Origin of the sequence: Streptomyces sp. NRRL S-1813 (assembly GCF_000719605.1) — a bacterium.
Classification (GTDB): Bacteria; Actinomycetota; Actinomycetes; order Streptomycetales; family Streptomycetaceae; genus Streptomyces; species Streptomyces decoyicus.
In genome coordinates, this window is sequence record NZ_JOHB01000045.1 from 1 (window position 1) to 26,834 (window position 26,834).

At 72.1% G+C, this 26,834-nt stretch carries 28 protein-coding genes; 6 read left to right on the plus strand and 22 right to left on the minus strand.

Annotated features, from left to right (window positions below):
* Positions 1-648 precede the first annotated feature (648 nt).
* The 9 genes from recX to IF67_RS45475 all read right to left on the minus strand — a co-directional run bounded on the left by recX (position 649) and on the right by IF67_RS45475 (position 7,317).
* Positions 649-1,305, minus strand: coding sequence for a recombination regulator RecX (recX, locus tag IF67_RS0135425; RefSeq protein WP_030992743.1), 657 nt, complete (start codon positions 1,303-1,305; stop codon positions 649-651).
* A gap of 6 nt (positions 1,306-1,311) precedes the next feature.
* The gene (gene recA / locus IF67_RS0135430; protein WP_030992746.1) at positions 1,312-2,433 is read right to left on the minus strand and encodes a recombinase RecA; all 1,122 of its coding nucleotides are present in this window, start codon (positions 2,431-2,433) and stop codon (positions 1,312-1,314) included.
* A 296-nt stretch (positions 2,434-2,729) separates the two neighbouring features.
* Complete coding sequence (locus IF67_RS0135435; RefSeq protein ID WP_420708737.1) at positions 2,730-3,965, minus strand: AI-2E family transporter; 1,236 nt, start codon at positions 3,963-3,965, stop codon at positions 2,730-2,732.
* Positions 3,966-4,099: 134 nt separating this feature from the next.
* A complete protein-coding gene (locus IF67_RS0135440; protein WP_030992749.1) occupies positions 4,100-4,294 on the minus strand; it encodes a DUF3046 domain-containing protein in 195 nt (64 codons plus the stop codon).
* A gap of 488 nt (positions 4,295-4,782) precedes the next feature.
* The gene (locus IF67_RS0135445; RefSeq protein ID WP_030992750.1) at positions 4,783-4,953 is read right to left on the minus strand and encodes a hypothetical protein; all 171 of its coding nucleotides are present in this window, start codon (positions 4,951-4,953) and stop codon (positions 4,783-4,785) included.
* 183 nt (positions 4,954-5,136) lie between these two features.
* Positions 5,137-5,403 carry a hypothetical protein gene (locus IF67_RS0135450; protein ID WP_030992752.1) on the minus strand — a complete coding sequence of 89 codons (267 nt, stop codon included), beginning with the start codon at positions 5,401-5,403 and terminating at the stop codon, positions 5,137-5,139.
* Complete coding sequence (locus tag IF67_RS44470; RefSeq protein WP_030992754.1) at positions 5,400-5,564, minus strand: hypothetical protein; 165 nt, start codon at positions 5,562-5,564, stop codon at positions 5,400-5,402. Before IF67_RS44470 ends, IF67_RS0135450 begins: the two co-directional genes overlap by 4 nt.
* Positions 5,565-5,778: 214 nt before the next feature.
* On the minus strand, positions 5,779-6,945 hold the full coding sequence (locus tag IF67_RS0135460) for a PP2C family protein-serine/threonine phosphatase (RefSeq protein WP_030992755.1): 1,167 nt from the start codon (positions 6,943-6,945) through the stop codon (positions 5,779-5,781).
* A 210-nt stretch (positions 6,946-7,155) separates the two neighbouring features.
* Positions 7,156-7,317: a hypothetical protein gene (locus IF67_RS45475; RefSeq protein ID WP_234341560.1), complete on the minus strand. Its 162-nt coding sequence runs from the start codon at positions 7,315-7,317 to the stop codon at positions 7,156-7,158.
* A 150-nt stretch (positions 7,318-7,467) separates the two neighbouring features.
* Here IF67_RS45475 and IF67_RS0135470 point away from each other — a divergent pair, with 150 nt between their 5' ends.
* Positions 7,468-7,878, plus strand: coding sequence for an STAS domain-containing protein (locus tag IF67_RS0135470; RefSeq protein WP_324608904.1), 411 nt, complete (start codon positions 7,468-7,470; stop codon positions 7,876-7,878).
* Positions 7,879-7,881: 3 nt separating this feature from the next.
* Here the strand turns inward: IF67_RS0135470 and IF67_RS0135475 are convergent, their stop codons facing one another.
* The 8 genes from IF67_RS0135475 to IF67_RS0135510 all read right to left on the minus strand — a co-directional run bounded on the left by IF67_RS0135475 (position 7,882) and on the right by IF67_RS0135510 (position 14,687).
* Complete coding sequence (locus IF67_RS0135475; RefSeq protein WP_158713211.1) at positions 7,882-8,355, minus strand: MarR family winged helix-turn-helix transcriptional regulator; 474 nt, start codon at positions 8,353-8,355, stop codon at positions 7,882-7,884.
* 168 nt (positions 8,356-8,523) lie between these two features.
* Positions 8,524-8,934, minus strand: a complete 411-nt coding sequence (locus IF67_RS0135480) for an ATP-binding protein (RefSeq protein ID WP_030992760.1) — start codon at positions 8,932-8,934, stop codon at positions 8,524-8,526.
* Between the two features lie 213 nt (positions 8,935-9,147).
* On the minus strand, positions 9,148-10,464 hold the full coding sequence (locus IF67_RS0135485) for a PP2C family protein-serine/threonine phosphatase (protein ID WP_030992762.1): 1,317 nt from the start codon (positions 10,462-10,464) through the stop codon (positions 9,148-9,150).
* Positions 10,461-11,486: a SpoIIE family protein phosphatase gene (locus IF67_RS0135490; protein WP_030992763.1), complete on the minus strand. Its 1,026-nt coding sequence runs from the start codon at positions 11,484-11,486 to the stop codon at positions 10,461-10,463. The genes IF67_RS0135485 and IF67_RS0135490 overlap by 4 nt, the downstream gene beginning before the upstream one ends.
* Entirely contained in the window at positions 11,471-11,944 is a 474-nt protein-coding gene (locus IF67_RS0135495; protein ID WP_030992764.1) for an ATP-binding protein, read from the minus strand. The genes IF67_RS0135490 and IF67_RS0135495 overlap by 16 nt, the downstream gene beginning before the upstream one ends.
* A complete protein-coding gene (locus IF67_RS0135500; RefSeq protein WP_030992765.1) occupies positions 11,925-12,338 on the minus strand; it encodes an STAS domain-containing protein in 414 nt (137 codons plus the stop codon). Before IF67_RS0135500 ends, IF67_RS0135495 begins: the two co-directional genes overlap by 20 nt.
* Complete coding sequence (locus tag IF67_RS0135505; protein ID WP_030992766.1) at positions 12,335-13,213, minus strand: STAS domain-containing protein; 879 nt, start codon at positions 13,211-13,213, stop codon at positions 12,335-12,337. Before IF67_RS0135505 ends, IF67_RS0135500 begins: the two co-directional genes overlap by 4 nt.
* Before the next feature lie 304 nt (positions 13,214-13,517).
* A complete protein-coding gene (locus tag IF67_RS0135510; protein ID WP_030992767.1) occupies positions 13,518-14,687 on the minus strand; it encodes a PP2C family protein-serine/threonine phosphatase in 1,170 nt (389 codons plus the stop codon).
* An 80-nt stretch (positions 14,688-14,767) separates the two neighbouring features.
* Between IF67_RS0135510 and IF67_RS0135515 the strand changes: the two genes are divergently transcribed.
* Both IF67_RS0135515 and IF67_RS0135520 read left to right on the plus strand, forming a co-directional pair.
* Positions 14,768-15,277: a MarR family winged helix-turn-helix transcriptional regulator gene (locus IF67_RS0135515; protein WP_030992768.1), complete on the plus strand. Its 510-nt coding sequence runs from the start codon at positions 14,768-14,770 to the stop codon at positions 15,275-15,277.
* 219 nt (positions 15,278-15,496) lie between these two features.
* Positions 15,497-16,420: a hypothetical protein gene (locus IF67_RS0135520; protein ID WP_030992769.1), complete on the plus strand. Its 924-nt coding sequence runs from the start codon at positions 15,497-15,499 to the stop codon at positions 16,418-16,420.
* A 4-nt stretch (positions 16,421-16,424) separates the two neighbouring features.
* Here the strand turns inward: IF67_RS0135520 and IF67_RS0135525 are convergent, their stop codons facing one another.
* The 3 genes from IF67_RS0135525 to IF67_RS0135535 form a co-directional block, all read right to left on the minus strand.
* Positions 16,425-16,733, minus strand: coding sequence for an AzlD domain-containing protein (locus IF67_RS0135525; protein WP_030992770.1), 309 nt, complete (start codon positions 16,731-16,733; stop codon positions 16,425-16,427).
* On the minus strand, positions 16,730-17,569 hold the full coding sequence (locus tag IF67_RS0135530) for an AzlC family ABC transporter permease (RefSeq protein WP_030992771.1): 840 nt from the start codon (positions 17,567-17,569) through the stop codon (positions 16,730-16,732). The genes IF67_RS0135525 and IF67_RS0135530 overlap by 4 nt, the downstream gene beginning before the upstream one ends.
* Positions 17,570-17,646: 77 nt before the next feature.
* On the minus strand, positions 17,647-18,528 hold the full coding sequence (locus IF67_RS0135535) for an AraC family transcriptional regulator (protein WP_051818968.1): 882 nt from the start codon (positions 18,526-18,528) through the stop codon (positions 17,647-17,649).
* Between the two features lie 124 nt (positions 18,529-18,652).
* Between IF67_RS0135535 and IF67_RS0135540 the strand changes: the two genes are divergently transcribed.
* The 3 genes from IF67_RS0135540 (at position 18,653) to IF67_RS0135550 (ending at position 25,219) form a co-directional block, all read left to right on the plus strand.
* The gene (locus IF67_RS0135540) at positions 18,653-23,506 is read left to right on the plus strand and encodes a DEAD/DEAH box helicase (RefSeq protein WP_030992773.1); all 4,854 of its coding nucleotides are present in this window, start codon (positions 18,653-18,655) and stop codon (positions 23,504-23,506) included.
* Between the two features lie 73 nt (positions 23,507-23,579).
* Entirely contained in the window at positions 23,580-24,389 is an 810-nt protein-coding gene (locus tag IF67_RS0135545) for an Fpg/Nei family DNA glycosylase (RefSeq protein WP_030992774.1), read from the plus strand.
* Positions 24,390-24,442: 53 nt separating this feature from the next.
* A complete protein-coding gene (locus tag IF67_RS0135550) occupies positions 24,443-25,219 on the plus strand; it encodes an SDR family NAD(P)-dependent oxidoreductase (protein ID WP_030992775.1) in 777 nt (258 codons plus the stop codon).
* Between the two features lie 492 nt (positions 25,220-25,711).
* On the opposite strand, the gene IF67_RS0135555 is transcribed toward IF67_RS0135550, so the two are convergent.
* Positions 25,712-26,182, minus strand: coding sequence for a Dps family protein (locus tag IF67_RS0135555; protein WP_030992776.1), 471 nt, complete (start codon positions 26,180-26,182; stop codon positions 25,712-25,714).
* Positions 26,183-26,377: 195 nt separating this feature from the next.
* A complete protein-coding gene (locus IF67_RS0135560; RefSeq protein WP_018092941.1) occupies positions 26,378-26,761 on the minus strand; it encodes a helix-turn-helix domain-containing protein in 384 nt (127 codons plus the stop codon).
* Between the last annotated feature and the right edge of the window lie 73 nt (positions 26,762-26,834).

A 26,834-nucleotide genomic window follows, 5' to 3' on the forward strand; every position in this document is an offset into this window, starting at 1 on the left:
GCCCCCACCTCTCCCCCACCTCTCCCCCACCCCACCCACCCCGAATTGCCTTCGCGGCCCAGCACCAGCAGCTGCACCACCGTCATCGTCGCCGCGCGCCACAGCGTGCAGTCGTCGCCCAGCCGTGGCGGCGCGCCCGGCACCGGGTTATCCGTCTGGCCCGGGGAGCCCAGCCCGTGCCCTGGGATGCCCGCCCGGCCCGGTTTGTCACGTCCGGTCCGGTGGCGTCTCGCCCTGCCCCGGTTCGTCACACCCAGTCCGGTGGCGCCTCGCCCGGCCCCGGGCCACCCGCCCGACACCGGATTGCCCGGTTTGCCCCACCCGGCCCCCGGGATGTCCAGCTCAGCTCTGGGACGCCCAGCCCAGCCCGGATTACCCGCTTGCCTCGGGTTACGCCACCCGGCCCCGGATGTTCAGTCCAGCCTCGGCTTGCCACGGCTCACCCCGCCCCGGCACGCCCCCCGGTTTGTCCCACCCGGCCCCGCGTTGCCCCCTAGCCCCGGGTTGCCCCGTCCTGCCTGGCCTCGGGTTACCCCGAACGCCCCTCGGCCCCGTGGCGCGGCACTCGGCCCCCCGGCCCCTGCTCTTGGCCGTGGTGCCCGGACCTGCCCTCGTGATCGTCATCCTGCCGCCGTGGGGCCCGGTTCCTCACGCGTCCGGCAGGTAGTGCTCCTCCAGAAGGTCCGGATCCTCGCCTTCCTCTTCCAGGGTCTGTTTGACGACGCGGAGGGCGAGGCCCTCCGCGTAGCCCTTGCGGGCCAGCATTCCGGCCAGCCGGCGGAGGCGCTTTTCGCGGTCCAGGCCCCGGGTGGAGCGGAGTTTGCGGTCGACCAGCTCGCGAGCGGTGGACTCCTCCTGTTCGGAGTCGAGGCGGCCGACGGCCACATCGATGAGGGCGGAGTCCACACCCTTGGTGCGCAGTTCACGGGCCAGAGCGCGGCGGGCCAGGCCACGCCCATGGTGGCGGGACTCCACCCAGGCGTCCGCGAAGGCCGCGTCGTCGATCAGTCCGACCTCCTCGAAGCGGGAGAGCACCTCCTCCGCGGCCTCCTCGGGGATGCCCCGCTGCCGCAGTGCGTCCCCGAGCTGCTTGCGCGTACGCGGGTTCCCGGTGAGCAGGCGCAGGCAGATGGCCCGTGCCTGCTCCTCGGGCGTACGCGGTGGTCCCGATTCGGCCCTCGACGAGTCGGGACCACCGCTGTTCTCCCGGCCATGACGGCCCCTGCGGCCCTGACGGGGCTCGGTGTCGCCGGGAGCGCTGTGGGTGTCGTCCTCGCTGCCCGGCCATTCCGTTCGCCGCGTCATGGCGGGCTAGCTCTTGGCCGCGGCGGCCTTGGAGCCCTTGGCGGCCTTGGCCGCCGGTGCCGGGGCTGCGACGGCCGGTTCGCCCGCCGCCACCGCGGCATCCGCGCCGGGCTCCACCGTCGGCTCCTGCGGCTTCACGCCGATACCGAGCTTTTCCTTGACCTTCTTTTCGATCTCGTTGGCGAGATCCGGGTTGTCCTTGAGGAAGTTGCGGGAGTTCTCCTTGCCCTGGCCGAGCTGGTCGCCTTCGTAGGTGTACCAAGCGCCGGACTTGCGGATGAAGCCGTGCTCCACCCCCATGTCGATCAGGCCGCCCTCACGGCTGATGCCCTGGCCGTAGAGGATGTCGAACTCGGCCTGCTTGAAGGGCGGCGCGACCTTGTTCTTGACGACCTTGACGCGGGTGCGGTTGCCGACCGCGTCCGTGCCGTCCTTGAGGGTTTCGATGCGGCGGATGTCGAGGCGCACCGAGGCGTAGAACTTCAGCGCACGGCCACCGGTCGTGGTCTCCGGCGAGCCGAACATCACGCCGATCTTCTCGCGGAGCTGGTTGATGAAGATCGCGGTGGTCTTGGACTGGTTGAGCGCGCTGGTGATCTTGCGCAGTGCCTGGCTCATCAGCCGGGCCTGGAGGCCGACGTGGGAGTCGCCCATCTCGCCCTCGATCTCGGCCCGCGGCACCAGGGCGGCGACGGAGTCGATCACGATGAGGTCGAGCGCGCCGGAGCGGACCAGCATGTCCGTGATCTCCAGGGCCTGCTCGCCGTTGTCCGGCTGGGACAGGATCAGGGCGTCGGTGTCCACGCCGAGCTTCTTGGCGTACTCGGGGTCGAGGGCGTGCTCGGCGTCGATGAACGCGACGGAGCCGCCGGCCTTCTGGGCGTTCGCGACGGCGTGCAGGGTCAGGGTCGTCTTACCGGAGGACTCCGGGCCGTAGACCTCGACCACGCGGCCGCGGGGGATGCCGCCGACGCCGAGCGCGACGTCAAGCGCGGTGGAGCCGGTCGGAATGACCTCGATGGGTTCGTTCGGCCGCTCCCCCATGCGCATCACGGCGCCCTTGCCGAATTGCCGTTCAATCTGTGCGAGTGCGGCGTCCAGCGCCTTCTCGCGGTCGGTGCCTGCCATGGGTTCCACCCGATTTGCTTGAGTCGATCGCTTCACGTCCATGACGCTAATGCCTGCCACTGACAATGCGCCCGGACCCGGCTCCGACCTGTGGATAACTCCGCGAAAATCCCGAGGACACAGGCCAGATCTCCCATGAGAATGGATGTTCGATTTCGGTGTCAAGCGACCCGCTTCGGCGTCAAGCGGCCCGCACTCGCGTCGCCGACGGGTCGCCGGGGCCGTCGGCCGCCCCGGCCGTGCGTCAGCAGCGCCGTGCGGCAGCGGCACCCGGCGGGGCCTCCGGGCCCGCGGGGTCAGCGGACCCCCTGGCCGTCCTCCTGGACGTCGCCGTCCGCCTTCCGGTCCTCCAGCGGGGCCGACGGCTGCTCGTCGCGCAGGGTCCGCCGGACACGGGCCAGGGCCCTGGCCCCGCGCCTGCTCCTGCCGCGGACCCGCAGGTCGTCGGGGACCTCGTACCGCTTGACGTACGCACCGAGGAACGCCTGAAGCGTCGCCGTCGCCGGGATCGCGATCAGCGCGCCCACCGCGCCCATCAGGGCCGTGCCGGCGACGACCGAGCCGAAGGCGACGGCGGGATGGATGTCCACCGTCTTGGCGGTGATCCGCGGCTGTAGGAGGTAGTTCTCGAACTGCTGGTAGATCACGACGAAACCGAAGACCCACAGGGCGTACCAGGGGTCGACGGTGAAGGCGATCAAGATGGGCAGCGCGCCCGCGAGATAGGTGCCTATGGTCGGGATGAACTGGGAGACCAGCCCCACCCATATGGCCAGCGCCGGGGCGTACGGCACGCCCAGGATCTCCAGCAGGACATAGTGCGCGAAGCCGGAGATCAGCGCCATCAGACCGCGGGAGTAGAGATAGCCGCCGGTCTTGGCGACGGCGATCTCCCAGGCGCGCAGCACCTCAGTCTGGCGGTGCGGCGGGAGGACCGAGCACAGGGCGCGGCGCAGCCGGGGGCCGTCGGCGGCGAAGTAGAACGAGAACAGCGCCACCGTCAGCAGGTTGAACAGGCTGCCCAGCACCGTCGCGGAGACAGCCAGGACGTTGTTGGCGCTGTCCTGGACGTACTTCTGGAGCCAGTCGGACTTCAGCAGATTGTTCTGCACCTCGACCCGCGAGAGGTGAGTGTGCATCGTGCTGTTGATCCAGCTGATGACGGAGTCCAGATACTGCGGGAACTCCTCCACCATGTTGGCGATCTGTCCGGCGAGCATGGAGCCCAGCAGCGCGAAGAAACCGGCCGTGACGACGAGGATGCTCACGAAGACCAGGCCGGTGGCCAGGCCGCGCCGCAGGCCACGGGCCGCCATCCAGTCGACGGCCGGTTCGACGGCCAGCGCGAGGAAGAACGCGATCAGTACGTTCAGCAGCAGGCTGATCAGCTGGTGGAAGCCCCAGGTGGCGAGCTGGAAGCAGGCCACCAGAGCGAGTGCGAGCACCATGGCGCGCGGCAGCCAGCGCGGCATCCGCGCACCGGACCGGTCCGCGGACCGGTCCTCGGGGCCTGGGACGTCGTTGCTGGTGATCTCATCTGACTCGGGCACGGGGCCAAGTGTCGCGCACGGCTGCGACATCCCAGGCCCTGACCCGGGCGCCCGCCCGCGTCATCCGGCCGTCGGGGCGCCCTTCTCGCAGGTCAGAGCCCTGCGCCAGGCCGTGCTCAGCGTTTGTCGGACGGCACATCCATCACCGAGCAGACCACCCGCCACACCTCTTTGGCACTCCACCCCGCGTCCAGCGCCTCCTGGACGGTCCGGCCGCCGAGGTCCGACATCACATAGTCACGCGCGAAGGAGTCGGCATACGCCGCACCGAAGTGATCGGCCATCCGCTGCCAGAAGATCGTCAACCGCATGCTTTCCGCTCCGTACCCGCTCTGACCTGCATGTCTATTGCTCCGCACGCCCCCCGCACGCCCCCGCACGCCCCTCAGGGGGTTCCACAGGGAGGACCTCCCTGTGGAACCCAGCATCCATCGTGGCGTGGGCTCGTGCGCCCGCCCGCGCGAACGACGTGCGGAGAGGTACGCAGAGTAATGCCCGGTGCGGTCGGGCGCCCGAAGGGTAACCGGCGGCCCGGCTCACCCGGAGCGGAAAATTCGGACACGGTGCGGATATCCCGGGCACGGCAATGGCGCCGGCTGAGACAAGCGGCGAAGAGCGGTCGCCACGGTCGGTGCATTCCTGAGTTTGCTGCCGCCGCGGAGATTTCCGCCGGCGAGCGCAGCGCATAACCTGAAGGATCTTTCGCCGTATCCGGTGGAAGTGTGTTCACACACGGGTGGGGGCCGGAAACTTGAGTTTCCGGCCCCCACCCGCACTTCGAGAATGCCCCTCTATAAATTCACCAGCGATACCACCGGCCACGCTTGCCGCCTGCGCCGGTGGAGCGCAGGACGAAGCCCAGCAGCCACACGGCGAGCACGATGACCGCCACGACCCACAGGGCCTTCAAGGCGAATCCGGCGCCGAAGAGAATCAGCGCGAGAAGCAGGACGAGAAGCAGGGGAACCATAGTTATCAACCTCCGAGGCATCGTGTGCCCCGCGGAATTCCCCGCAACCTTCCGAACTTATGTGTTTCTTAACCGTTTTCCGGGGCATCCGCGTTGACCGGCCACGGCAAGATCCTTTTCTCGGCTGCTTTTCGTTCGGCCTTTTTGCAGTATCTTCCGCCGGCTCAAATCCCCTCGGGGCTGCTACAGGTGCCAGCTGATCGTCCCGCTGTGGGCGGAGAGCACCACGAGCAGCACGATGTCGAGGACACCGAACGCCAGACCCAGGTAGGCACGGAGGCGTCGGATGGTTCCCCGGTAGAGGGCCGCGGCGCCGAAGAGCACCGCGCACGGCCCGAGGACGATGTTGAACACCAGCACGCCCAGCAGACCGCAGACGAACGCGGCGATGGCCATCCGGTCGGCCTGGGGGTGCGGTCCGGTCCTGACGGGAATCCGGGTGGAGGTCACCGGCCGTCCCCCTTCGCCGCCTTACGGCGCTCTCTGGCGAAGAAGACCACCAGCCAGGCCACGATGGCGGCACCGGCGACGACGGTGACGGGTACGGGGACATGCCCCGCCGTCCCCATCAGCACACCGAAGAGGAACAGGGCTACGACCAGGAAGAGCATGATGCACCTTTCCCATACGAGGGACGGCAAGGAGGCGGTGAGCCGTCTCGGGCTCCCACTGCGTCATTGCGGTGCCGCCTCGGCCCGCGTACCCAGGCGGGCCGTCCTTCTCACAGGTTCCGTTACGGAGGATCAGATGCGGACCCCGGATGGTGACGACTGCGGCGATGGCGGTGCCCGGCTGCGCGCCGCGCGCGTCGTGGGTGCCCTGCGCCTATCCGCCCGTCTTGCCGAACCAGTCGATGCACACCACCAAGGAGTCGTCCAGGGATTCCGCGTCGCGGTAGTCGGCCAGGTCCCGGAGCACTGCGCGGGGCACGGTGGCGGCCGGAAGGAGCGTGCTGGCGTGGAGGGCGCGGGCCAGGGCCCGGCGTGCGTACCCCTCACCCTCGGGCGAGACCGCCGCGTACACCCCGTCGCTGACGATGAGGAGCCGGTCGCCGGGCAGGACCTCGAATTCCTTTGCCACGTAGTGGGTCTCCTCGAACATGCCGAGCGGCATCTGCGGATCGAGATCGATGAGCTCGACCGACTTGCCGCGCATTCGCCACAGTTGAGGTGATCCCGCGTCCACCGCCTGCACCCGGCCGGTCACGAGGTCGAACCGCAGCAGCAGGGTGGAGACGTAGGAAGCACCGCGGTATTGGGCGTAGAGGGCCTGGTCGGCCAGCGCCGCCTGGTCTTCGAGGCCGATGCCGGCCCGGCGGGCGTTGCGCAGCGCATTGACGGCGAGGTGCGTCAGCAGTGAGGCGTTGACGCCCGTTCCCATGCCGTCGGTGACGGCGAGCGTCAGCTCGTGGGCGTCCGAGGCCCAGTCGTAGTTGTCGCCGTGGATGGCGTAGGCCGGCTCCAACTGGGCGCCGATGGCGTACTCGGCGGCGGAACAGGCCCTGGCCGGCAGCAGCTGCCACTGCATCTCGGCGGCGAGGGTGAGCCGGCTGATGCGTCGCGCGCGCTGGTAGACGTCGGTGTCGCGCTCGGCCACCAGGAGTTCGTGGCCGAGCAGGTCGGCGGCGTGGACGAGTTCGTCGACGGTGTGCGGAACGGACCGCTCCACGGGCAGGCGCACGGTGAGGATGCCGGTGCGTTCGCCGCGGACCGATACCGGAAGGTGGTGTTCCACCACCTCGCCCTGCTGGATCTGCCGGCGGGGCTCCTGGCTCCCGAACGCCCTGCCCTCGGCGCTGTTCGCCACGGGAATCGAGGCGCCGGACGTTCCCAGCGCGTCGAAGGGCGTGAGCGCCGTTGCCCCGTAGTCCGCGAGCAGCAACTGTACGGAGAGCGCTCCGTAGCACCGGGTGAGCACCGCACGAAGCGTGTCCACCAGAGCGTGCGGGGCCGACGCCCGCAGTGCTCGTTCTACATCACAGCGTTGAGTCACGGTCTCTCAGGCATTCTTCGTCCACGGACGACGCAAAGGCGGGGGGCTGACTGGGACCGCGCCGGATGACACAGTGGCCAGGTGCCCCGTTTCACTGGCTCGCCGCGTCCCCGCGAGCGCGCGAGTGCGGCCGCCCTCACCACCTCCGAGCTGCTGGAGGCACCGTGGGGGCGTGGTCAGGAGATGTCCCGCCGGGCGGGGGCCTCGCCGTCACGACTGCGGGCCCTTCGCGTGACCGGGAGCCACGAGGGCACGCATCTCAGGGAACCGGCGGCCGTCGCGCACCGTGCGGCGGGACTCGAAGCGTTCCACGCGGCGGCATCCTCCCCACTCGCAGATGAGGGTGACGGCCCACTCCTCGTCGGCGGCCACGCTCGGGTTTCTGACAGCGCGTAGCGGGTCTCTCCGGCCGCTTCTCGTTCCCAAGCCGCGCCGGGCACGGCCCTCTTGCCAGGTGTCGAGAACAGATTGTTGCCTTACGGCGAATGTTGTCAAACGGCAACTATCGCTTCTATCCTTGCCGTGTCGAACACCCAGGACCCGTTCGCCCACGAAGCGTCAGCCCCTACAGCGAGGTTCATCGTGCTGCCCCAGTCCAGTGGAGGCCGACCGATAGGCATCGACACGCGGCAGGACCGGGGAGTCCTGGTTCTCGCCGTCACGGGACAACTCGATCTCGACAACGTCGCCCCGCTCGACGAGACCCTCCAGCAGGTGGCGCGGGACGGGGACGGCCCTGTCGTCGTCGACCTGTCCGCGGTGACCTTTGCGGATTCCGCCACGGTCAATGTCCTGCTCCGGGCGCACGACGCACTGGGCACCGCGCTGCGTCTCGCCGCCCCCTCCGCCGTTCTGGAACGGCTCTTCGCGCTCACCGGACTCGACACGGTGCTGCCCCTGTACGAGACCGTCGGCAAGGCCGTGGAACCCTGAACCTCAGCCGCGTTCGGAGCTGACGGCAGCTACGGCAACGGCCAGCTCGCCCAGCACCGCGACCAGCTCGCACCGTTCCCGTGCGGGCATCCGGCGCAGTACCGCCGCCATGCGGTCCACCCGGGTCGCCCGGAAGCGCTCCAGGAGGGCCCGGCCGTCAGGACTCAGCTGAAGCCCGATCTCGCGCCGGTCGTCGACCGCAGGGCGGCGGAGCAGCAGACCTGCGGACTCCAATGCGGCGCACACCCGGCTGGCGCGTGGCAGACCGATGCCCACGGCGGCGGCGACCGCGGTCAGATTCCGCCCGGGACAGCGCGATACGACGGACATCACTTTCAGGCCGTGCGGGGAAGGCCGTGGTTCCACCGGGGCGGCCGCGTCCCTCATCAGGGCGGCGAGCGCCTCACCGGCGACGGCCAGTTGTTCCGCCGCCTCGCGCAGTGTCTCCGACGGCGGTTCGGCGCTGTGGCGTTGCATGGGCGCATCCCGTTCCCACTGGGCGACGACAGGTGCGGTGCACACGGCGGGCCGGCCCGGAGCACCGTCCGAGGCTCCTGCACACGCGCCCGCTCCCTGTGCCCTGCCTGCTTCTCTCTGGATCACACGGCCTCCCCGTCCTCCCGTACGCAGGCGGCCGTGCCGGGCTCAGCGGGACAGGGCCGCCTGCACGACCTTGCCGCCGCCGGGGCAGGGCCGGACGGTGACATCGCGGGCGAGCGTGTGCACCATGGGCCAGCCGAAGCCGCCGCCGCGGCCGGTCAGATCGGGGCTGCGTCCCTCCGGCCGGGCGGAGCTGGGGTCCTCGACGTGGACCTGGATGCTCTCGTGATCCGCGGTCAGACGCAGAGCCGTGACGGCGCCCGCGTGCCGGAGCGCGTTGGCCACCAGCTCGGACACCAGCAGGAGCAGGTTCTGGATGGTGTGTGCGGTCGGCGCCGGATGGAGCAGATCGACGAAGCCCCTGGCGCAGTCCCGGGCGTCCGCCGCCGTCCCCGGACGGCAGACGCTCCGGGCCGGCTGTGACGAGGGGTCCTCAGTCGCAAGTGGTTGGTGCATAAGCTCTTTTCACCCCGGTCGGTCGAACTCCTCGTTCGGCTGGTGTGCATGAAGCGTCCTCAGGTGTTCGTGAGGCGTCTACCCAACGGAGCCGACGCGGAACAGGACACTTGGCGGCCCCGAGGTCGGCGCTCCCCGGACGCGTCAGGATGCCGCAGGCCGCCTGTCCCCGTCGCCCCGTGGCGCGAAGCGGCGGCGGCGCGGGCGGGCAGTTCACCCGTCCGCCTTCGCCTTCGCCGCCGGGGCGTCTCGCGGGGGCCGGCGGACGGCAAGGGCAAGGGTGTCGTCGGAATGCAGGATGACGGTGTGCATGTCCTCCGCGACGGCGCCGGGGATCTCGTCCACCGGCCGTCGGGCATGGGCGCGGGCACTCTTGACGAGACGTGCCTCGCCTTCGATGGGGTCTCTTCGGCTCTCGGTCAGACCATCGGTGTAGAGCACCAGAAGGTCGCCCTCGTGCAGCGTCTCCGCCAGCACGGACTCGCTGCCCGGAAGCGGAAAGCCGATACCCCGGCCGCGGGTCTCGAGGTAGTCGGAGGTCCCGTCGGCGCGCAGCAGCAGGGCGGGCGGATGGCTGCCGTTGGCCAGGCGGAGCTCGCCGGTTTCGGGGTGGATACGGACGAGCAGGACCGTCGCCATGATCTCCGGGTCGAACGGGACCAGGATGTCGTGGGTACGGGCGACGATCGATTCGAGCGGGTGGCCTTCGAGCGCCAGGGTGCGCACGGCATGAGTGACATTGAGCGCGCTGCGGGTGCTGCGCACACCATGGCCCAGCGCGTCGACGATGGTGATGTGCACGGTGCCGTCGGGGAGGTGGAGCCAGTCGTAGAAGTCGCCCCCCGTGGGCGCGTCGGTGTCCGCCGGCTCGTAGTGGACGGCGAACTCCAGGCCGCTCACGGTGATCGGCGAGGGACGGAGTGCGTCCTCCAGCTCGCGCAGGATCTGGCCGTGGGCCCGCCGTAGTTGTTCGTCCCGCTCCTCCAGCTGCACGTAGAGGGCGAGAACGCCGCTGTTGGTCTCGCCGAGTTCGTCCTTGAGGCGGTGCAGTTCCGTGGTGAGGGTGTCCACGCGGGAGAGCGCCGCGCCGAGATCGCCTTCGAGCGCCGCGATCTCCGCTTCGTACACCTCGGCGGTCGCCGCCTCGCAGGGACGGCCCTGGGACGGCACTCCGGCGCGCGTCGCGGGAAGCGGCGCGGCGGGCGGCGGATCCTGGGGCTCCCCGAGGGGCAGGTGCCAGGCCACGCCGTCGGGTGTCGCCCGGCCCGGCAGCGGGAGGCCGGCCGTGCTCAGCGGTGCAGGTGCCTCTGCGGCCCGCAGGATGACAGCCAGCAGGGTGGTGCCGCCCGGGGCGGACCGCTCGGCGGCCTCGAGGCGGACGGGGCCGCCGGCCCGCAGGACGGCACCGGCCGCCTGGGCCACGGAGAGCACCAGGCGCCCTCCGGTCCGGGAGGGAAGCCGGTGTGCTGCGCAGATCCGTCGTACGGCGCGGCGCAGGTCCGACAGGTCGTGGAAGGTGTGGGGGGTCACGGAAGTCTCTGGCGGGGACGGGCGGCGAGCACGGTGGCATCGTCGCGGGGGACGCGGTGGCTGTGGGCAAGGGACGCGACGAGCAGCGGCGGGGGCAGGCGGTGCACGAAGGGTGAGGGCGCCTGGGCCCAGCGGTGGTCGATGCCGTCGGAGTGGAGAAGTACGGTACCGCCCGCCGGTACGGGGAAGGCGCGCACCCTCGGTGGCGTCATGTTCAGCCCCGCTATACCCGGCTGACCGCTCAGGCGGTTGCTCAGGTCGAGCGGGGTCAGCGTCACGACGCGTACGTTGCCGATACCGCAGTACTCCGCTCGGCCGGGGTGCAGGCGCAGCAGGCCGACGGCCGCCCCGCGGGTGCGGCGCAGCGCGCGGTGGAAGGCGGTGAGCAGTTCGGGCAGCGGACTGTCCGGCGCACGGTGGAAGGACCGCAGCGCCACCTGGGCGGCCTCGGCCGCCTGCGGTCCGTGGCCGAGGCCGTCCACGACGACCGCGGTGCGGGCCGGGCCGTGATCGACGATGGCGCAGGCGTCGCCGCTGGTCTGTTCCTCGTCCGCGGGTACGCAGATGGCGCCCACCTCCGCGTCGGCCGACGCGGTCTCGTCGGGCGCGGTGAGGCGGGCACAGACGAGGGTGCCGGCCCCGGGCTCGGTGCGGATGGTGAGGGTGGTGGCTATCCGTTTCACGGCTCCCAGGCCGGCGCCGAGGGTGTCGCTGGTGGTGTAGCCGTCGGTGAGGCACTGCTGTAGTTCGCCGATGCCGGGCCCGTGGTCCGCAGCGAAGATCTCCATGCCGCCGCCGAGGGGCAGCGGCTGGATGAACAGCGCACCGTTGGTCGCATGGTTGGCCAGATTGCTGGCCAGCTCCGAGGCGATGACGGCGGCCCGGTCGGGCAGTGCTCCCGGCAGCCGGCACCGCTCGGCGACCGACCGGGCCGTTTCGGCGGCGAGATGAACGGCGCTGTAGTGGTCCACAGCGATATGTGCCGTCGGCTGGGGGTCGGGGTGGGTCAACGACTCGCCCATCGCGTGGCGATCACGGTCGTGCCCCGGCCCGGAACCGTCTGGAGCTCGAAGTCGGTCATCAGCCGCCGGGCACCGCCCAGGCCGTGGCCGAGGCCTGCGCCGGTGGTGAAGCCATCGGTCAGCGCCGCGCCGACATCCGCGATGCCGGGCCCGTCGTCGGTGATCGTCAGACGGAGTCCCGTGGTGCCGCGCGACATGAGGTAGTCGATGGTGACGGTGCCCCCTCCGCCGTGGATGTAGGCGTTACGTGCCAGCTCACTGGCCGCGGTGACCACCCGCGTCTGGTCGACGATGCTGAAGCCGGCCCGCACGGTGGCGGCCCGTACGGCGTGACGGACGGTCAGCAGGTCCTCTTCGGTCCGCACCTGGTGCACCGACCTGTTGCCCCCGGCGTCGGCGACGTCCCGGGCGGCCGTGGCAAGGCCCACCGCGTGGTCACTACTCCGTGCGGAACTCACGCAGGACCCCCTCGGACGGCTGCCGGCTCTGATGCCAGCCCAGCGCGACCATGCCTTGCTCGGCGTTGAGTGCCGTTTCCACCCCGGTCAGCTGGAGGCCCAGCTCGACCAGTGTGATGGCGACCGGCGGCCGCATCCCGGCAACGATCACCCGGGCACCGAGCAGCCGCGCCATGGTGGCCAGCTCCATCAAAGTACGGGCCACGAAGGAATCGACGATTTCCAGCCGGGAGACGTCGATGAGCACACCACGGGCACGGTCGCTCGTGATGCGTGCGGTGAGCTCGTCGGTGAAGGCCACGGCCGTTTTGTCGTCGAGTTCGTTGAGGAGCCCGGTGACCAGGACGTCGCCCAGTCGCAGAATCGGCACACCGGCCGAGGCGGGGATGTTCACCGCTGTGCCAGAGGGGCGGAGGTCGACGGAACCGCGTCGGTGAGTTTCACGGCCTCTCCCAGGGCGTCGGCGAGGGTGGCCCGGGTCATGATGGTCGACAGATCGATACCGAGCTGGGCGATGGTCTGGGCGATCGGCGGCCGGATGCCGCTGATGATGCAGTCCGCGCCCATCAGACGCACCGCATTGACCGTGTGCATCAGATGCTGGGCGACAGCGGTGTCGACGGTGGGTACGCCGGTGATGTCGATGATGGCGACCAGCGCCTCGTGCTCCTGGATGGCCTGGAGCACGTTCTCCATCACCACCTGGGTGCGTGCGGTGTCCAGGGTGCCGATCAGCGGAACGGCCAGAACCTGGCGCCACAGCCGGACCACCGGGGTGGACACCTCCAGCAGCTGCTGGCTCTGGCGACGGATGATTTCTTCGCGGCCCTCCACGAAGATCTCGAAGGAGAGGGCCCCGGCACCGTCCAGGAGGCGGTTGATCAGCACCGCGCTGTGAAAGAGGTCCTCCCCGTCGCGGGACCGCCGCTGAACGGCCTTGAGCAGGGCTTCTTTGAGCGACAGCACGGCCAGCGACGTGGCGGTCGGCGACACCCCCCTGCGGGCACGGCGCAGGGAGAATTCGGAAACGGCACGGTGTATCTCCTCGTCGGAGGTGACCACGCGTTCCACCGGCAAGCCGCGGTCCAGGCCGGAGAGCAGCGCGCCGACCAGGGCGTCGGCTTCCTCTCCCAGCTCGGCCTCGCTCACTTCCCCGTTCAGGCTCGGCTGCGCCAGCTGCAACTGCACCCAGCGGTCCGAGATGTCATCGGCCTCTTCGCGCAGCACGCTCGTGACGCGCTCGCGTGCGGCAACCTCAGCGGGTTCCAACTCGTCGTCCTTTCGGTCCGGCCGGCGCGGGTGACTGCCTCGGGCCGGCTCGCCCTGCGGTTGCGGCCGGGCCGACCCGCACACCGTTAACAGTTGTCGCCCGGCAAATGTTAGCGAGCACGATCAGGGGCCGGTACCCACGGGCCCGCGCTTCACCCGCCGGCGCAGCGAGCGGCCCGGGATCCGAATTCGTACGGTTGCCTCCCCCTGGGGCCCGGCCGCCGCGTACCCAGGCACGACCGCCGGCGCCGGCCCCTCCGCCATCGGTCACACCCCCGGCGAAGAGACCGAAAAGGATCTCCGCTCAACAGTGACCGTCACCGAACCAGTCAAGACATAGCACCAAAGCGTCGTCCAACGACTCCGCATCACGGTAATCGGCCACGTCGCGCAGGAGCGCATGCGGCACCATCGCGGCCGGCAACAGGCTCGTGGCGTGGATGGCCCGCGCGAGCGCCCGCTCGGCATACCTCTCGCCCGGTGGCGAGAGCGTCTCATACACCCCGTCGCTCACGAAGATCAGCCGGTCCCCCGGGGCGACCGTGAACCCCTGTGGTGCGTAGTGGGACTCTTCGAACATGCCGAGCGGCATCTGGGCATCGAGTTCCACGCGCTCGATCGCCTTCCCCCGCATCCGCCACATCTGCGGCGACCCCGCATCGACGGCTTCCACCCGCCCCGTCGCGAGGTGGATGCGCAGGAGCAGCGTCGATACATAGGCCGCGCCCCGGTAGTGGTCGTAGACGGCCTGGTCGGCCAGTGCCGCCTGGTCCGAGAGGCCGACGCCCGCCCGGCGGGCGTTGCGCAGGGCGTTGACGGCGAGGTTGGTGAGGAGCGAGGCCTCGATGCCCTCGCCCATGCCGTTGGTGACGGAGAGCGTCAGCTCGTCGGCGTCCGACGTCCAGTCGAAGTTGTCGCCGTACACGGCATAGGCGGGCTCCAGCTGGGCGCCGAGGGCGAACCGGTCGTCGGTGTACGCGCGGGCGGGCAGCAGCTGCCACTGCATCTCCGCGGCCAGGGTGAGGCGGTTGGCCCGGCGTGCCCGCTGGTAGACGTCCGTGCCGCGCTCGGCGACGAGGATCTCGCGCCCGAGCAGGTCCGCCACGTACCTGAGCTCGTCGATAACTTCCGGCGTGGAGCGCTCGCCCGGGAGCCGCACCGTCAGCACACCGATCCGGTCGCCGCGTACCGTCACCGGAAGATGGTGGTCGATGGCGTCCCCCTGCGGCACCTGCTGCTCGCGGGGCTCCTGGCTCCCCAGCGCCCGCCCCTCCGGGCTGTCGGAGACGGGCAGCGACTCCCCTCCGTGCCCCGAGGGCTCGCACGCCCTGAGCACCGTCCCGCCGTAGTCCGTCAGGAACAGGCGCACGGTGGTGGCCCGGTAGACGGTGGTGAGGAGGTTTTGCAGGGTGTCGACCAGCGCATGCGGTGCCGCGGCACGCAGCGCTGTTTCCACTTCGAGGCGTTGAGTCATGGTTTCGCGGACACCGTTCGTCCAGGGCCAAGGGCAGGGTCGGTCTGACAAGGGGACGCACAGGGTGACAGAGTGTTCGTGTGTCCCGTTTCACCGGTCGGCCCCATTCCCACGAGCGCGCGAGCGCGGCGGCGCTTGCCACTTCCGAGTTGCTCGAGGTGTTGTGGGGACGCGGGCAGGAAGCGGCACGCTCGGCGGAGGTCTCGCTCTCCCAGCTGCGCGCGCTCCTGGTGATCGAGAAACGCGAAGGCACCAATCTGCGCACCCTCGCCGAAGCGCTCGGCTCGCGGCCGCCGGCGGTCAGCAGGCTCTGCGACCGCCTGGAGGCCATGGGCCTCGCGGAACGGGGCCCCAGCGCGACCAGCCGACGGGAGGTCGAGCTGCGGCTGAGCCTGCGCGGCCGGGTGCTGCTGGAGCAGTACCGGATGGCGCGGAGCCGGGATGTCACGGCCACCCTCGAACGCATGGAACCCGCTGATGTCGCCCGGCTCGCGGCGGGCCTGGAGGCCTTCCACGCGGCCTCTGCCCAGCTCGCGGCGGACCGGGAGGGCGCGGCCTCCCGGGACGGCGATGTCGCGGACAGCGCATAGCGGACCTGCGGCCCCGCTTCTCCTCGGACGTCGCGCCGCCGGCGCACGGCCCGCGCACAGCGGACCCTGCGCACCGGGCATCCCGCGGCCTGCCGTTGACGAGGGTCCGGCCGTCGCCACCGCAAGATCCGTCAACCGCATGCCTTCAGTATCCCGCCCTGGGAGGGCAGCGGGGCGCGAGCCGGTGCCGCCGGGGGATTTCCGCCCTACGGTCAGGCCATGGCCGACAACGTAAGACCTTCTTCGCCCCCGCTGGCGCGTGCCGAGCGCTTCGTCTGGCTGACCGCGCGAGTGCTCGAGCAGCGGCTTTTCGAGTTCCACTTCCTCGGCGGCGGGGCCGATCCGGTCGAGACCGCACTCGCCGCGTACCGCAACGACGACGACGGCTTCGGCCATGCCCTGGAGCCCGATCTTCGCGGCCCGGTCAGCCAGCCGCTGCACACCGCCCACGCCCTGAAGGTCCTCGATCTGATCGGGCGCTGTGACGGCCGCCAGGTGGAGCGGATCTGCCGCTATCTGACGAAGATCTCCACGCCGCAGGGGGCGCTGCCCGCGCTGCACCCCTCACAGCACGGGTATCCGGCCGCGCCCTGGATCCCCGTGGTCGACGATCCGCCGAGCTCGCTGCTGGCCACCGGTCCCGTGGTGGGGGTGCTGCACCGCAACGAGGTCTGGCACGCCTGGCTGTTCCGGGCCACGGACTACTGCTGGGCGACCGTGGAGGCGCTGGAGGAGACCCATCCGTACGAGGTCGAGGCGGCGGTGGCCTTCCTGGACGGCGCCCCGGACCGGCCGCGGGCCGCCGCGGCGGCCCGGCGGCTCGGCCGGCTCGTCCGGGAGCAGCGGCTGGTGCTGCTGGACCCGGAGCGGGCCGCGGACGTCCCCGTGGCGCAGGGGTACGCCCCCGGGGAGCATCACCTGCCCTACGACTTCGCCCCCGCACCCGGCTCGCTGGCCCGCGACTGGTTCACCGACGAGGAGATGGACCGGGCGCTGGACCACCTCACCGCGCTCCAGGAGGAGGACGGCGGCTGGCCGGTCAACTGGCGGGTGTGGGCACCCGGGACGGCGCTGGAGGGCCGCCCGATGGTGACGCTCAAGGCGCTGCTGACCCTCCGGGCGTACGGGCGCCACCTCACCTGAGCGATCACCCTCCCAGGGCCCGTACCCCTGCGGTGACCGCCACCGCGACGCCGACGACCAGCAGGAACGGTGCCCGCAGCACGAGCGCGACGGCCGCGGCGGCCACCCCCGCGGCCTTGGCGTCCAGCATCAGATGCGGGCCGTCGCCGAAGGTCTCCTGAGCGGTGAGCGCGGCCAGCAGGGCGACCGGCAGCAGTGCCGCCAGCCGCTTGACGAGGGGGCGCTCCAGTACACCGGCGGGCGCCGACAGGCCGAGGTACTTGACCAGGTAGCAGCCGACCGCCGTGAGGGCTATCGCGATCCAGACGGTCATGCCCGGTCCTCCTCGGTGGTGTTGCGGAGCTCCACGGCCCCGTCCCCGGGCGCGTGCGTGTGCGGCGCGGCGGTGCCTGCCTGCGGTGTCGCTTCTGCTCCGGTTGTCCGCTCCCGGCGCCCCTGCACGAGGAGGACGGCAGGCGCGGCGAGCGCGGCGACCAGCACGGGCACGCCGGTGGGCAGCAGGGGCAGCGTGACCATGACCAGCACCACGGCGAGACCGGCCGCGACCCGTTCGACGGTGTCCTTGACCATCGGCGCGAGCAGCGCCAGGAAGACCGCGGGGCCGGCCGCGTCCAGTCCCCAGGCGTCGGTGTCGCCGAGCGCCCCGGCGCCCAGGGCGCCGACGAGGGTGGTGAGGTTCCACAGGACGTAGAGGGTCAGCCCGGTCACGGTGAAGCCCAGCCGGGCGCTGCGGCGGTCGGGCTGGGCCAGGGTGACGGCGGAGGTCTCGTCGATGACCCAGTGGGCGGCGAAGGGCTTGACCCGTGCCCGGTAGCCGAGGACGGCGGACAGCCGCAGCCCGTAGAAGGCGTTGCGGGCGCCCAGGAAGAACGCGCCGGCCGCGGCGGTGAATGGGTTGCCGCCCGCGGCCAGCGCGCCGACCAGGGCGAACTGCGAGGCTCCGGTGAACACCAGCAGGCTCAGCGCACAGGTCTGGAGGAGGCCGAGCCCGGCGCCGGCCGAGGTCACGCCGAAGGCGAAGCCGGAGAGGCCGACGGCGATACCGACGCCGAGTGCATCCCTGATCACGGCGGAGTCGGGTTTCGCGGGCGGTGCCGGCGGCGGCGCGGGGGTCCGCTCCGTGGTGCGTATGTCTGTCTGTTCTGCCACACCCCGGACCTTAGGAGCCCGCGCCCTCGGCGGTCTTGTACGTTCTTGCGCCCCCCGCGCTCCCCGTACCACTCGCCTCAAGCCGAGCGCTCCTTGCGGTACGCGCCGGGCGGCACACCCACGATGCGGGTGAAGTGCCGGTTCAGGTGCGGCTGGTCGGTGAAGCCGACGGCGACGGCCGCCTCGGCGGGTGCGCTGCCCGCTTCCAGGAGCCTGCGGGCCCGGCGCACCCGGGCATCGGTGAGCCAGGTGTGCGGGGGCATGCCGTAGGCGGCCCGGAAGGCCCGCAGCAGCGCGAACGGGCTGGTCCCGAGCTCCTGCGCCAGCTTCTCCAGGGAGGGCGGGTCGGCCATCCGCTCCTCCAGGACGGTCCGGGCGCGGACGGCGGTCCGGGCGCCCGCGCTGCGGGGCGTACGCAACGGGAGCGGGCCTCCGTAGCGGCGCAGCAGCCGGGCGACGGCCATCCGCAGCAGACTGTCGGCGGCGAGGGCGTTGCCGGCCTCGGCGGCCCGGTGGATCTCGGTGATCAGGTGGCCGACGTGCGGGTCCTCGGCGACCGTCTCGTCGAACGCCGCGGTGCCGCGCAGCGCCGTGGTCTCCCCGGCGATCTCGGCGACGACCTCGGAGGAGGGGTAGAGCGTCGCATAGGCCCAGCCCTCGGGTGCGCCCGCCCGCGCGGTGTGCGCGACCTCCGGGTTGATCATGATGATGCCGCCGTGACCGGCCCGGACGGTGCCCTGCTGGAGCCCGACCTCCTCGATGCCGGAGGTGACCGCACAGACGACATAGCCGTCGTGCGCATGGCGGGGGAAGGAGTGCCGGACGTAGCGGGCGCGCAGCAGGTCGAGGCCGGGCAGCCCGGAGTAGCGCCAGTGGCGCGCCCATTCGCCGCTCGCCCGCGGCGTGGCGCCCGCACCGGGCACGACGGCGGCCGCGCTCTCCCCGCTGACCGTGACCATGCCTCCATTCTGCGTCCGCCGCGTGGCCGCCGACCTGCGCGTCCGCAGCGTGGACGGGCGGCCTGCGGCAGCCGGCCGGCGCGCGGCGACCGCGTTGTCAGTGGTCCGGTGCACGATGGAGGACATGGCCCAGGCAGCGCTCGACTCGTTCTCCTCCGCGACCCGCGGTTGGTTCGCCGGGGCGTTCAGTGCGCCCACCGCCGCGCAGGAAGGGGCCTGGCGGGCGATCGGCGCCGGCTCCGACGTCCTGGTGGTGGCGCCGACGGGCTCCGGCAAGACCCTCGCCGCCTTCCTCGCGTCCCTGGACGCGCTGGCGAGCACACCCCCGCCCGCCGAGCCGAAGAAGCGCTGCCGGGTGCTGTACGTCTCACCGATGAAGGCGCTGGCCGTCGATGTGGAACGCAATCTGCGCAGTCCGCTGACGGGCATCCGCCAGGAGTCGGTCCGCCTCGGACTGCCGGAGCCGGACATCAAGGTCGCCATCCGCTCCGGGGACACCTCACCCGCCGAGCGCCGGTCGATCGCCAACCGCCCGCCGGACATCCTCATCACGACCCCCGAGTCGCTGTTCCTGATGCTGACGTCCTCCGCCCGGGAGGCGCTGGAGGGCGTCGAGACGGTGATCGTGGACGAGGTCCATGCGGTGGCCGGCACGAAGCGCGGCGCACATCTGGCGCTGTCCCTGGAGCGGCTGGACGAGCTGCTGGACCGTCCGGCCCGCCGCATCGGGCTGTCGGCGACGGTGCGCCCGGTGGAGGAGGTGGCCCGCTATCTGTCGCCCCGGCGCCGGGTGGAGGTCGTCCAGCCGCCGTCCGGGAAACGCTTCGACCTCTCGGTGGTCGTCCCGGTGGAGGACATGGGCGAGCTGGGCGGATCACCGGTCCAGGAGGGCGACACCGGCGAGAAGCCGTCCATCTGGCCGCAGGTGGAGGAGAAGATCGCCGACCTCGTCCAGGCCCATCGCTCCACGATCGTCTTCGCCAACTCCCGCCGCCTCGCGGAGCGGCTGTGCAACCGCCTCAACGAGATCGCCCATGAGCGCTCCACGGCTGCCGGGCCCGAGGCGGACGGCTCCGCCACGGCGCTGTCCGAGCACCACTCCCCCGCCGAGCTGATGGGCGGGTCCGGTGCCGCCAAGGGCGCCCCGCCGCTGCTGGCCCGCGCCCACCACGGCTCCGTGTCGAAGGAGCAGCGCGCCCAGGTGGAGGAGGACCTGAAGGCCGGCCGGCTGCCGGCCGTGGTCGCCACCTCCAGTCTGGAGCTGGGCATCGACATGGGCGCGGTCGATCTGGTCATCCAGGTGGAGTCGCCGCCGTCGGTCGCCTCCGGGCTCCAGCGCGTCGGCCGCGCCGGGCATCAGGTCGGCGCGGTCTCGACGGGCGTCGTCTTCCCCAAGTACCGCGGCGATCTGGTGCAGGCGGCGGTGGTCACCGAGCGGATGCGCTCGGGCGCCATCGAGGCGCTGCGGGTGCCGGCCAATCCGCTGGACGTCCTCGCCCAGCAGCTCGTCGCCATGGCCGCGATGGACACCTGGGACGTCGAGGAGCTGCTGGCCGTCGTCCGGCGGGCGGCCCCGTTCGCCGGGCTTCCCGAGTCGGCGTACACGGCCGTGCTGGACATGCTCGCCGGCCGCTACCCCTCCGACGCCTTCGCCGAGTTGCGCCCGCGCCTGGTGTGGGACCGCGTCGCCCGGACCGTCACGGGCCGCCCCGGCGCCCAGCGGCTGGCCGTCACCTCCGGCGGCACGATCCCCGACCGCGGCCTGTTCGGTGTGTTCCTGGCGGGCGGCGACTCCGCGAAGGGGGGCGGCCGGCCATCAGACACGGCGGCGCGAAGCGCCTCCACCCGGGGCGGTGGTGGGCGACGGGTGGGCGAACTCGACGAGGAGATGGTCTACGAGTCCCGCGTCGGCGATGTCTTCACGCTCGGCACGACGTCCTGGCGCATCGAGGACATCACCCGCGACCGGGTGCTGGTCACCCCCGCCCCCGGAGTGCCGGGCCGGCTGCCCTTCTGGAAGGGCGACCAGCTGGGCCGCCCCCTCGAACTGGGCCGTGCCCTGGGCGCGTTCCTGCGCGAGCTCGGCGCGCTCGGCCCGGAGGACGCCCGGACCCGGCTGTCCGCGGCCGGGCTGGACGACTGGGCGACGTCCAACGTGCTGAGCTATCTCGCCGAGCAGAAGCAGGCCTGCGGCCATGTCCCCGACGACCGCACGATCGTCGTGGAACGGTTCCGCGACGAGCTCGGCGACTGGCGGGTGGTCATCCACTCCCCCTTCGGCGCGCAGGTCCACGCCCCGTGGGCGCTGGCCCTCGGCGCCCGCCTCGCCGAGCGCTACGGCATGGACGCCCAGGTGATGCATGCCGACGACGGCATCGTGCTGCGGCTGCCCGACGCCGATCTGATGGGCCTCGACCTCCTGGACGGAGACGGCGCCTTCGATCCGGCCGCCGACCCGGGCCTCGGTGCCCGCGGCGCGGAGTACGACCCCGAGCAGTCCCCCGTGGGCGCGGCCGATGTCGCCTTCGAGCACGGCGAGGTCGACCAGCTCGTCACGGACCAGGTCGGTGGCTCCGCGCTGTTCGCCTCCCGGTTCCGCGAATGCGCCGCCCGCGCCCTGCTGCTGCCGCGGCGCAGCCCCGGAAAGCGCACTCCGCTGTGGCAGCAGCGCCAGCGCGCCGCCCAGCTCCTCCAGGTGGCGAGCGAGTTCGGGTCCTTCCCGATCGTGCTGGAGGCCGTCCGCGAATGCCTCCAGGACGTCTTCGACGTACCGGGCCTGACGGAGCTCATGGGGGACATCGAGGCCCGCCGGGTCCGCCTCGTGGAGGTCACCACGCCCGAGGCGTCGCCGTTCGCCCGGTCACTCCTCTTCGGCTATGTCGCCCAGTTCCTGTACGAGGGCGACTCCCCGCTCGCCGAGCGCCGCGCCGCCGCCCTGTCCCTGGACTCCCGGCTGCTGGCCGAGCTGCTGGGCCAGGCCGAGCTGCGCGAGCTGCTGGATGCCGAGGTGCTGGCCGAGCTGGAGCGTGAGCTCCAGTGGCGTACGGACGACCGGCGCGTCAAGGACGTGGAGGGCGTCGCCGACGTCCTGCGGCTGCTGGGGCCGCTGACCGACGCCGAGCTGGCCGAACGCGGCGCGGATCCGGCCTGGCCCAGGGAGCTGGCCGCCGCCCGCCGCGCCATCGCGGTGCGGATCGCCGGCGCCGAGCACTGGGCCGCCGTCGAGGACGCCGGCCGGCTCCGCGACGCCCTGGGCACGGCGCTGCCGGTGGGCGTCCCCGAGTCGTTCACCGAACCGGTCAAGGACCCGCTGGGCGATCTGCTGTCCCGCTACGCCCGCACCCACGGCCCGTTCACCTCCGAACAGGCCGCCGCCCGCTTCGGCCTCGGCACGGCCGTCACCGACGGCGCGCTGCATCTTCTCGCCGCCGCAGGACGGGTCGTCCAGGGGGAGTTCCACCCCGCGGGCATCGGCCAGGAGTGGTGCGACGCCCAGGTGCTGCGCAGGCTGCGCCGCCGCTCGCTCGCCGCCCTGCGCGAGGAGCTGGAGCCCGTGCCGCCCGCCGCGCTCGCCGCATTCCTCCCCCAGTGGCAGCACATCAGCGCCCCGCGCCCGGCCGCGGCGAGCGGGGTGCCGGCCCCGCTCGGCGGCGCGTCGCCCGGTCTGCGCGGTATCGACGGGCTGGTGCGCGCCATCGAGCAGCTCCAGGGCGCGCCCGTGCCCGCCTCCGCCCTGGAAAAGCTGGTGCTGCCCTCCCGCGTCGGCGGCTACACCCCCGCCCTGCTGGACGAACTCACCACCACCGGCGAGGTGTTGTGGGCCGGCGCCGGTGCGCTCCCCGGCAAGGACGGCTGGGTCTCCCTCCATCTCGCCGACACCGCCCCGCTCCTGCTCCCGCAGCCGCTCCCGCTGGAAGTGACCGCGGTTCACGAGTCGTTGCTGACCGCCCTCGCCCCCGGCTACGGCCTGTTCTTCCGCCAGCTCGCCGACCAGGTGCGCGCCACCACCCACCCCGAGGCCACCGACTCCCAACTGGCCGACGCCCTGTGGGACCTGGCCTGGTCCGGCCGGCTGACCAACGACACCCTCGCCCCGCTGCGCGCCCTCCTCGGCTCGGGCCGTACGGCCGGCTCGACCGCCCATCGCGCCCGCCGGGCCGTCCCCCGGGGCAGATACGGCTCGCTGACCGCGGCCACGGGCCGCAGCGGCCGCCCCACCGCCTCCCGCTCCGGCCCGCCGACCGTCGGCGGCCGCTGGTCACTGCTGCCCGCCGCCGAGCCGGACCCCACCCATCGCGCCCACGCCCTGGCCCGCGCCCTCCTGGACCGGCACGGCATCGTCACCCGCGGCGCGGTCGCCGCCGAGGGCGTCGAGGGCGGATTCTCCGCCGCCTACCGCGTGCTGGCCGCCTTCGAGGAGTCCGGTCAGGCCCGCCGCGGCTATGTGGTGGAGGGGCTCGGCGCCGCCCAGTTCGCCATGGACGGCGCGGTGGACCGGCTGCGCGCGGTCAACACCCAGCGGGAGCGCACCGCCGATGACGCCCTGCCGGACACCGGCCCGGCGCAGTCCCGGCGCGGCGGCCCGCAGCGCGCCGTCGTCCTGGCCGCCGCCGACCCGGCGAATGCCTACGGCGCCGCCCTGTCCTGGCCCGAGCCGCCCGAAGGCTCGACGCACAAACCCGGCCGCAAGGCGGGTTCCCTCGTGGTCCTCGTCGACGGCGAGCTGACGCTCTACATGGAACGCGGCGGCAAGACCCTGCTCATCTGGCCCTTCGGCCACGACCCGGCTCCGGCCCCTACGGACGCCCGCCTCCAGCTCGCCGTCGAGGCGCTCACGGATGCCGCCCGCGCCAGCGCCCTGGGCACCATCACCACCGAACGCATCAACGGCACCTCGGCCCTCACCTCCCCCTACGCCACCACCCTGGAGTCCGCCGGCTTCCACCCGACCCCGAGGGGCCTGCGGCTGCGGGGGTGACGGCACACCGCGGGCGGTCCCCACGCCGCGGGCGCCCACCCGCGCGTACGCACCCACCCGGCATGATGGTGGCATGCCCGAAGGTGACACCGTCTGGCGCTTGGCCCAGCGGCTCCGCGAAGCGCTCACCGGCAGCCCGCTGACCCGCTGCGACCTGCGGGTCCCCCGGCTCGCGACGGTGGATCTGACCGGCCGCGAAGTGCTGGACGTGGTCCCCCGCGGCAAACATCTCCTCACCCGCTTCGAGGGCGGCCTCACCCTGCACTCCCATCTGCGGATGGACGGCGCATGGAAGATCTACGCTCCGGCCGAGCGCTGGCGCGGCGGCCCCGCCCACCAGATCCGGGCGATCCTCGGCACCGCCGGGCACACCGCCGTCGGCTACCGCCTTCCCGTTCTCGATCTGCTGCGCACCGCCGAGGAGTCCCGGGTCGTCGGCCATCTGGGCCCCGATCTCCTCGGCCCCGACTGGGACCCGTCCGAAGCCCTGCGCCGGCTGCTCTCCGCCCCCGAACGCCCCCTCGGCGAGGCCCTGCTCGACCAGCGCCATCTCGCCGGCATCGGCAATGTCTACAAGTGCGAGCTGTGCTTCCTGCTCCGTGCCTCCCCCTGGCTCCCCGTAGGACAGCTGCCCCACCCGGAGCGCATCCCGGCGCTCGCCAAGAAGCTCCTCGAAGCCAACAGGCACCGCCCCGCCCGCACCACCACTCCCAGCTCCCGCCCCGACCGCCGGCTGTGGGTCTACGGCCGGGCCGACCGCCCCTGTCTGCGCTGCGGCACCAGGATCCGCGCCGCCGACCAGGACCCCGCGGGCGAGGAGCGCGTCACCTACTGGTGCCCCGCCTGCCAGCCCGACCAGCCGGCCGCCCGGCCCGCGGACTGACCCGTGACGCACGCCAATTGACGCTCCGTCAGATATCGCCCTACCCTCGCCCCATGCCCTTCACGGCGTACGACCTCACGGGCCGCACCGCGATCGTCACCGGCGCCGCCGCAGGCATCGGCCGCGCCACCGCCGCCCTCCTCGCCGAGGCCGGAGCCACCGTCCACTGCGCGGACCTCGACGCCCAGGGCGTCAGGGCGACCGCGACGGCGATCACCGCCTCGGGCGGCTCCGCGCACGCCCACCACCTCGATGTCACCCGGCGCGACGAGATCGCCGCTGTCGTCGACGCCGCTCGCAGCGCCACCGGCCGCCTCGACGTGATGGCGAATGTCGCCGGGATCATGCACTCCTCCGCCGTCCTGGAGACCGAGGAAGCGGACCTGGACCGGGTCTGGAACACCAACTTCAAGGGCGTGCTGTACGGCTGCCAGGAGGCCGCCCGCGCCATGATCGCCACCGGCACCCGGGGCTCCGTCGTGAACATGGCGTCCGGCGCGATCGACACCGGCGCACCCGGCCTGCTCTGCTACGGCGCCGCCAAGGCCGCCGTCGTCCAGCTCACCAAGACCCTGGCCACGGAAGTCGGCGGGCACGGCATCCGCGTCAATGCCGTCGCCCCCGGCTGGGTCCGTACGGCGATGACCGAACGCCACACCGCGGAGGCACAGCAGCAGGCGGAGCGGCCGATGATCCGGATGTCCCCTCTGGGGCGGGTGGGAGAGCCGGAGGACATCGCCCACACCGTGCTGCATCTGGCGTCGGACGCCTCGTCCTTCATGACCGGCCAGATCCTCCGCCCCAACGGCGGCGTCGCCATGCCTTGGTGAGCACCGCGCCGCACCCCCCGCGAACCCCGTGAAACCCCCTGACCACCCGGGCCACGGCACGGCGACAGCCGCCGCTCCGGCCCGTCCGCGGAACACAGTGCACCGGCAGCAGGCTGAGACCCCAGCCGCCCAGCGCCACGACCCCCTCGACCACCCCCGCCGACTGCGGCCACACCACCAGCCGGACCGCGGCCCACCACCACAGCCCCCCGACGACGGCCCCGGATATCCAGCGCCCCGGCACGGCCCGCGGACGCCGGCCGGACGGTCCGCGGACCGCGACGTCACGCCACCCCATGGCTGCCTCCTCCGGCCGACGCTAGACGGGTCCCGCCGCCCGACGGGAGGGCGCACCGGGGCATTTCCGGCGCGCAGGCGCCCCCGCAAGCCCCGGAGCGGGCCTCGGCTCCGCAAGCCCCCACACGGGGGCCGACGCCGCAGGCCCCGGAAGGCATGCCCGGGACCCGAGCCCTCAGCGGTCGCCGCGGCCCGTCAGTGGGCCTCGGCCTGGAACATCCAGTGGTGCTTCTCCAGGTCGGCGGTCAGACCGATGAGGATGTCCTGACTGACCGGGTCCGGGTCCGCAGTGGCGACGATCCGCTCGCGCATCCGGCCGATGACCGCGCTCAGCGCGTCCACCATCGCCTGCACCACAGCGACGTCCTTGATCCAGCCGTCCGTGATCTCGCTGATGCCGCTGGTCTTGGTGACGGTGCCGGCCCGCCCGTCGGGAGACACCCCGATCGCGGACGCCCGCTCGGCCACCGTGTCGGCATGCTGCCGCGCGCTGGCGACCACGTCGTCGAGCTGAAGGTGTACGGAGCGGAACCGCGGGCCGACGACATTCCAGTGCACCTGCTTCGCGACGAGGGAGAGGTCCACCAGATCGACGAGCGCTCCCTGTAGGGCGGTACCCACGACACCGCGATCCTCGTCGGACAGTGTGCTCTTGACGACAGACATCCAGATGCTCCCGTTTTCAGGCGATTTATCCGATTCAGCCATCGTACAAATGAATCGCCCGCTCCGAGCGGGCCGGACGGTCCGGCCGAGCACCCATCCGGGCACCGCCCGCCGCACATACCCGCCCGCCCCGGGCAGCACGGAGCCCCGGCGGACTGCTGCCCGCCGGGGCTCCGATGCGTACGAACAGGGGTGTCAGGCCGCGACGACATCCACGACGTCGGCCGGGGACTTGATGGTCACGCGGTCCTCCGGCACACCGGCCAGGGACGTGACGGACACCGAATTGAGCTTCGGCCGCACCGGTGCGGGCACCGGATCGCTCGCGGCCGCGGACGCTGCCAGCTCGGCGAGTGCCAGCTCATCGCTGACCTCTCGCATGAGCTCGGACATGCGCACATCCAGCGCGTCACAGATCGACGAGAGCAGTTCGGAGGAGGCCTCCTTCTGCCCCCTCTCGACCTCGGACAAATAGCCGAGCGATACCCGGGCGGAGGAAGAGACCTCGCGCAGGGTTCGGCCCTGGCGCTGACGCTGTCGGCGCAGCACGTCACCCAGCAGGCGACGAAGCAGAATCATCGCTGGCTCCCTCCTCGGACCTCGGATCCGGATCCTTCTCGCCCCACCGTACCGCCTTGGGCTGTAGGCGTGC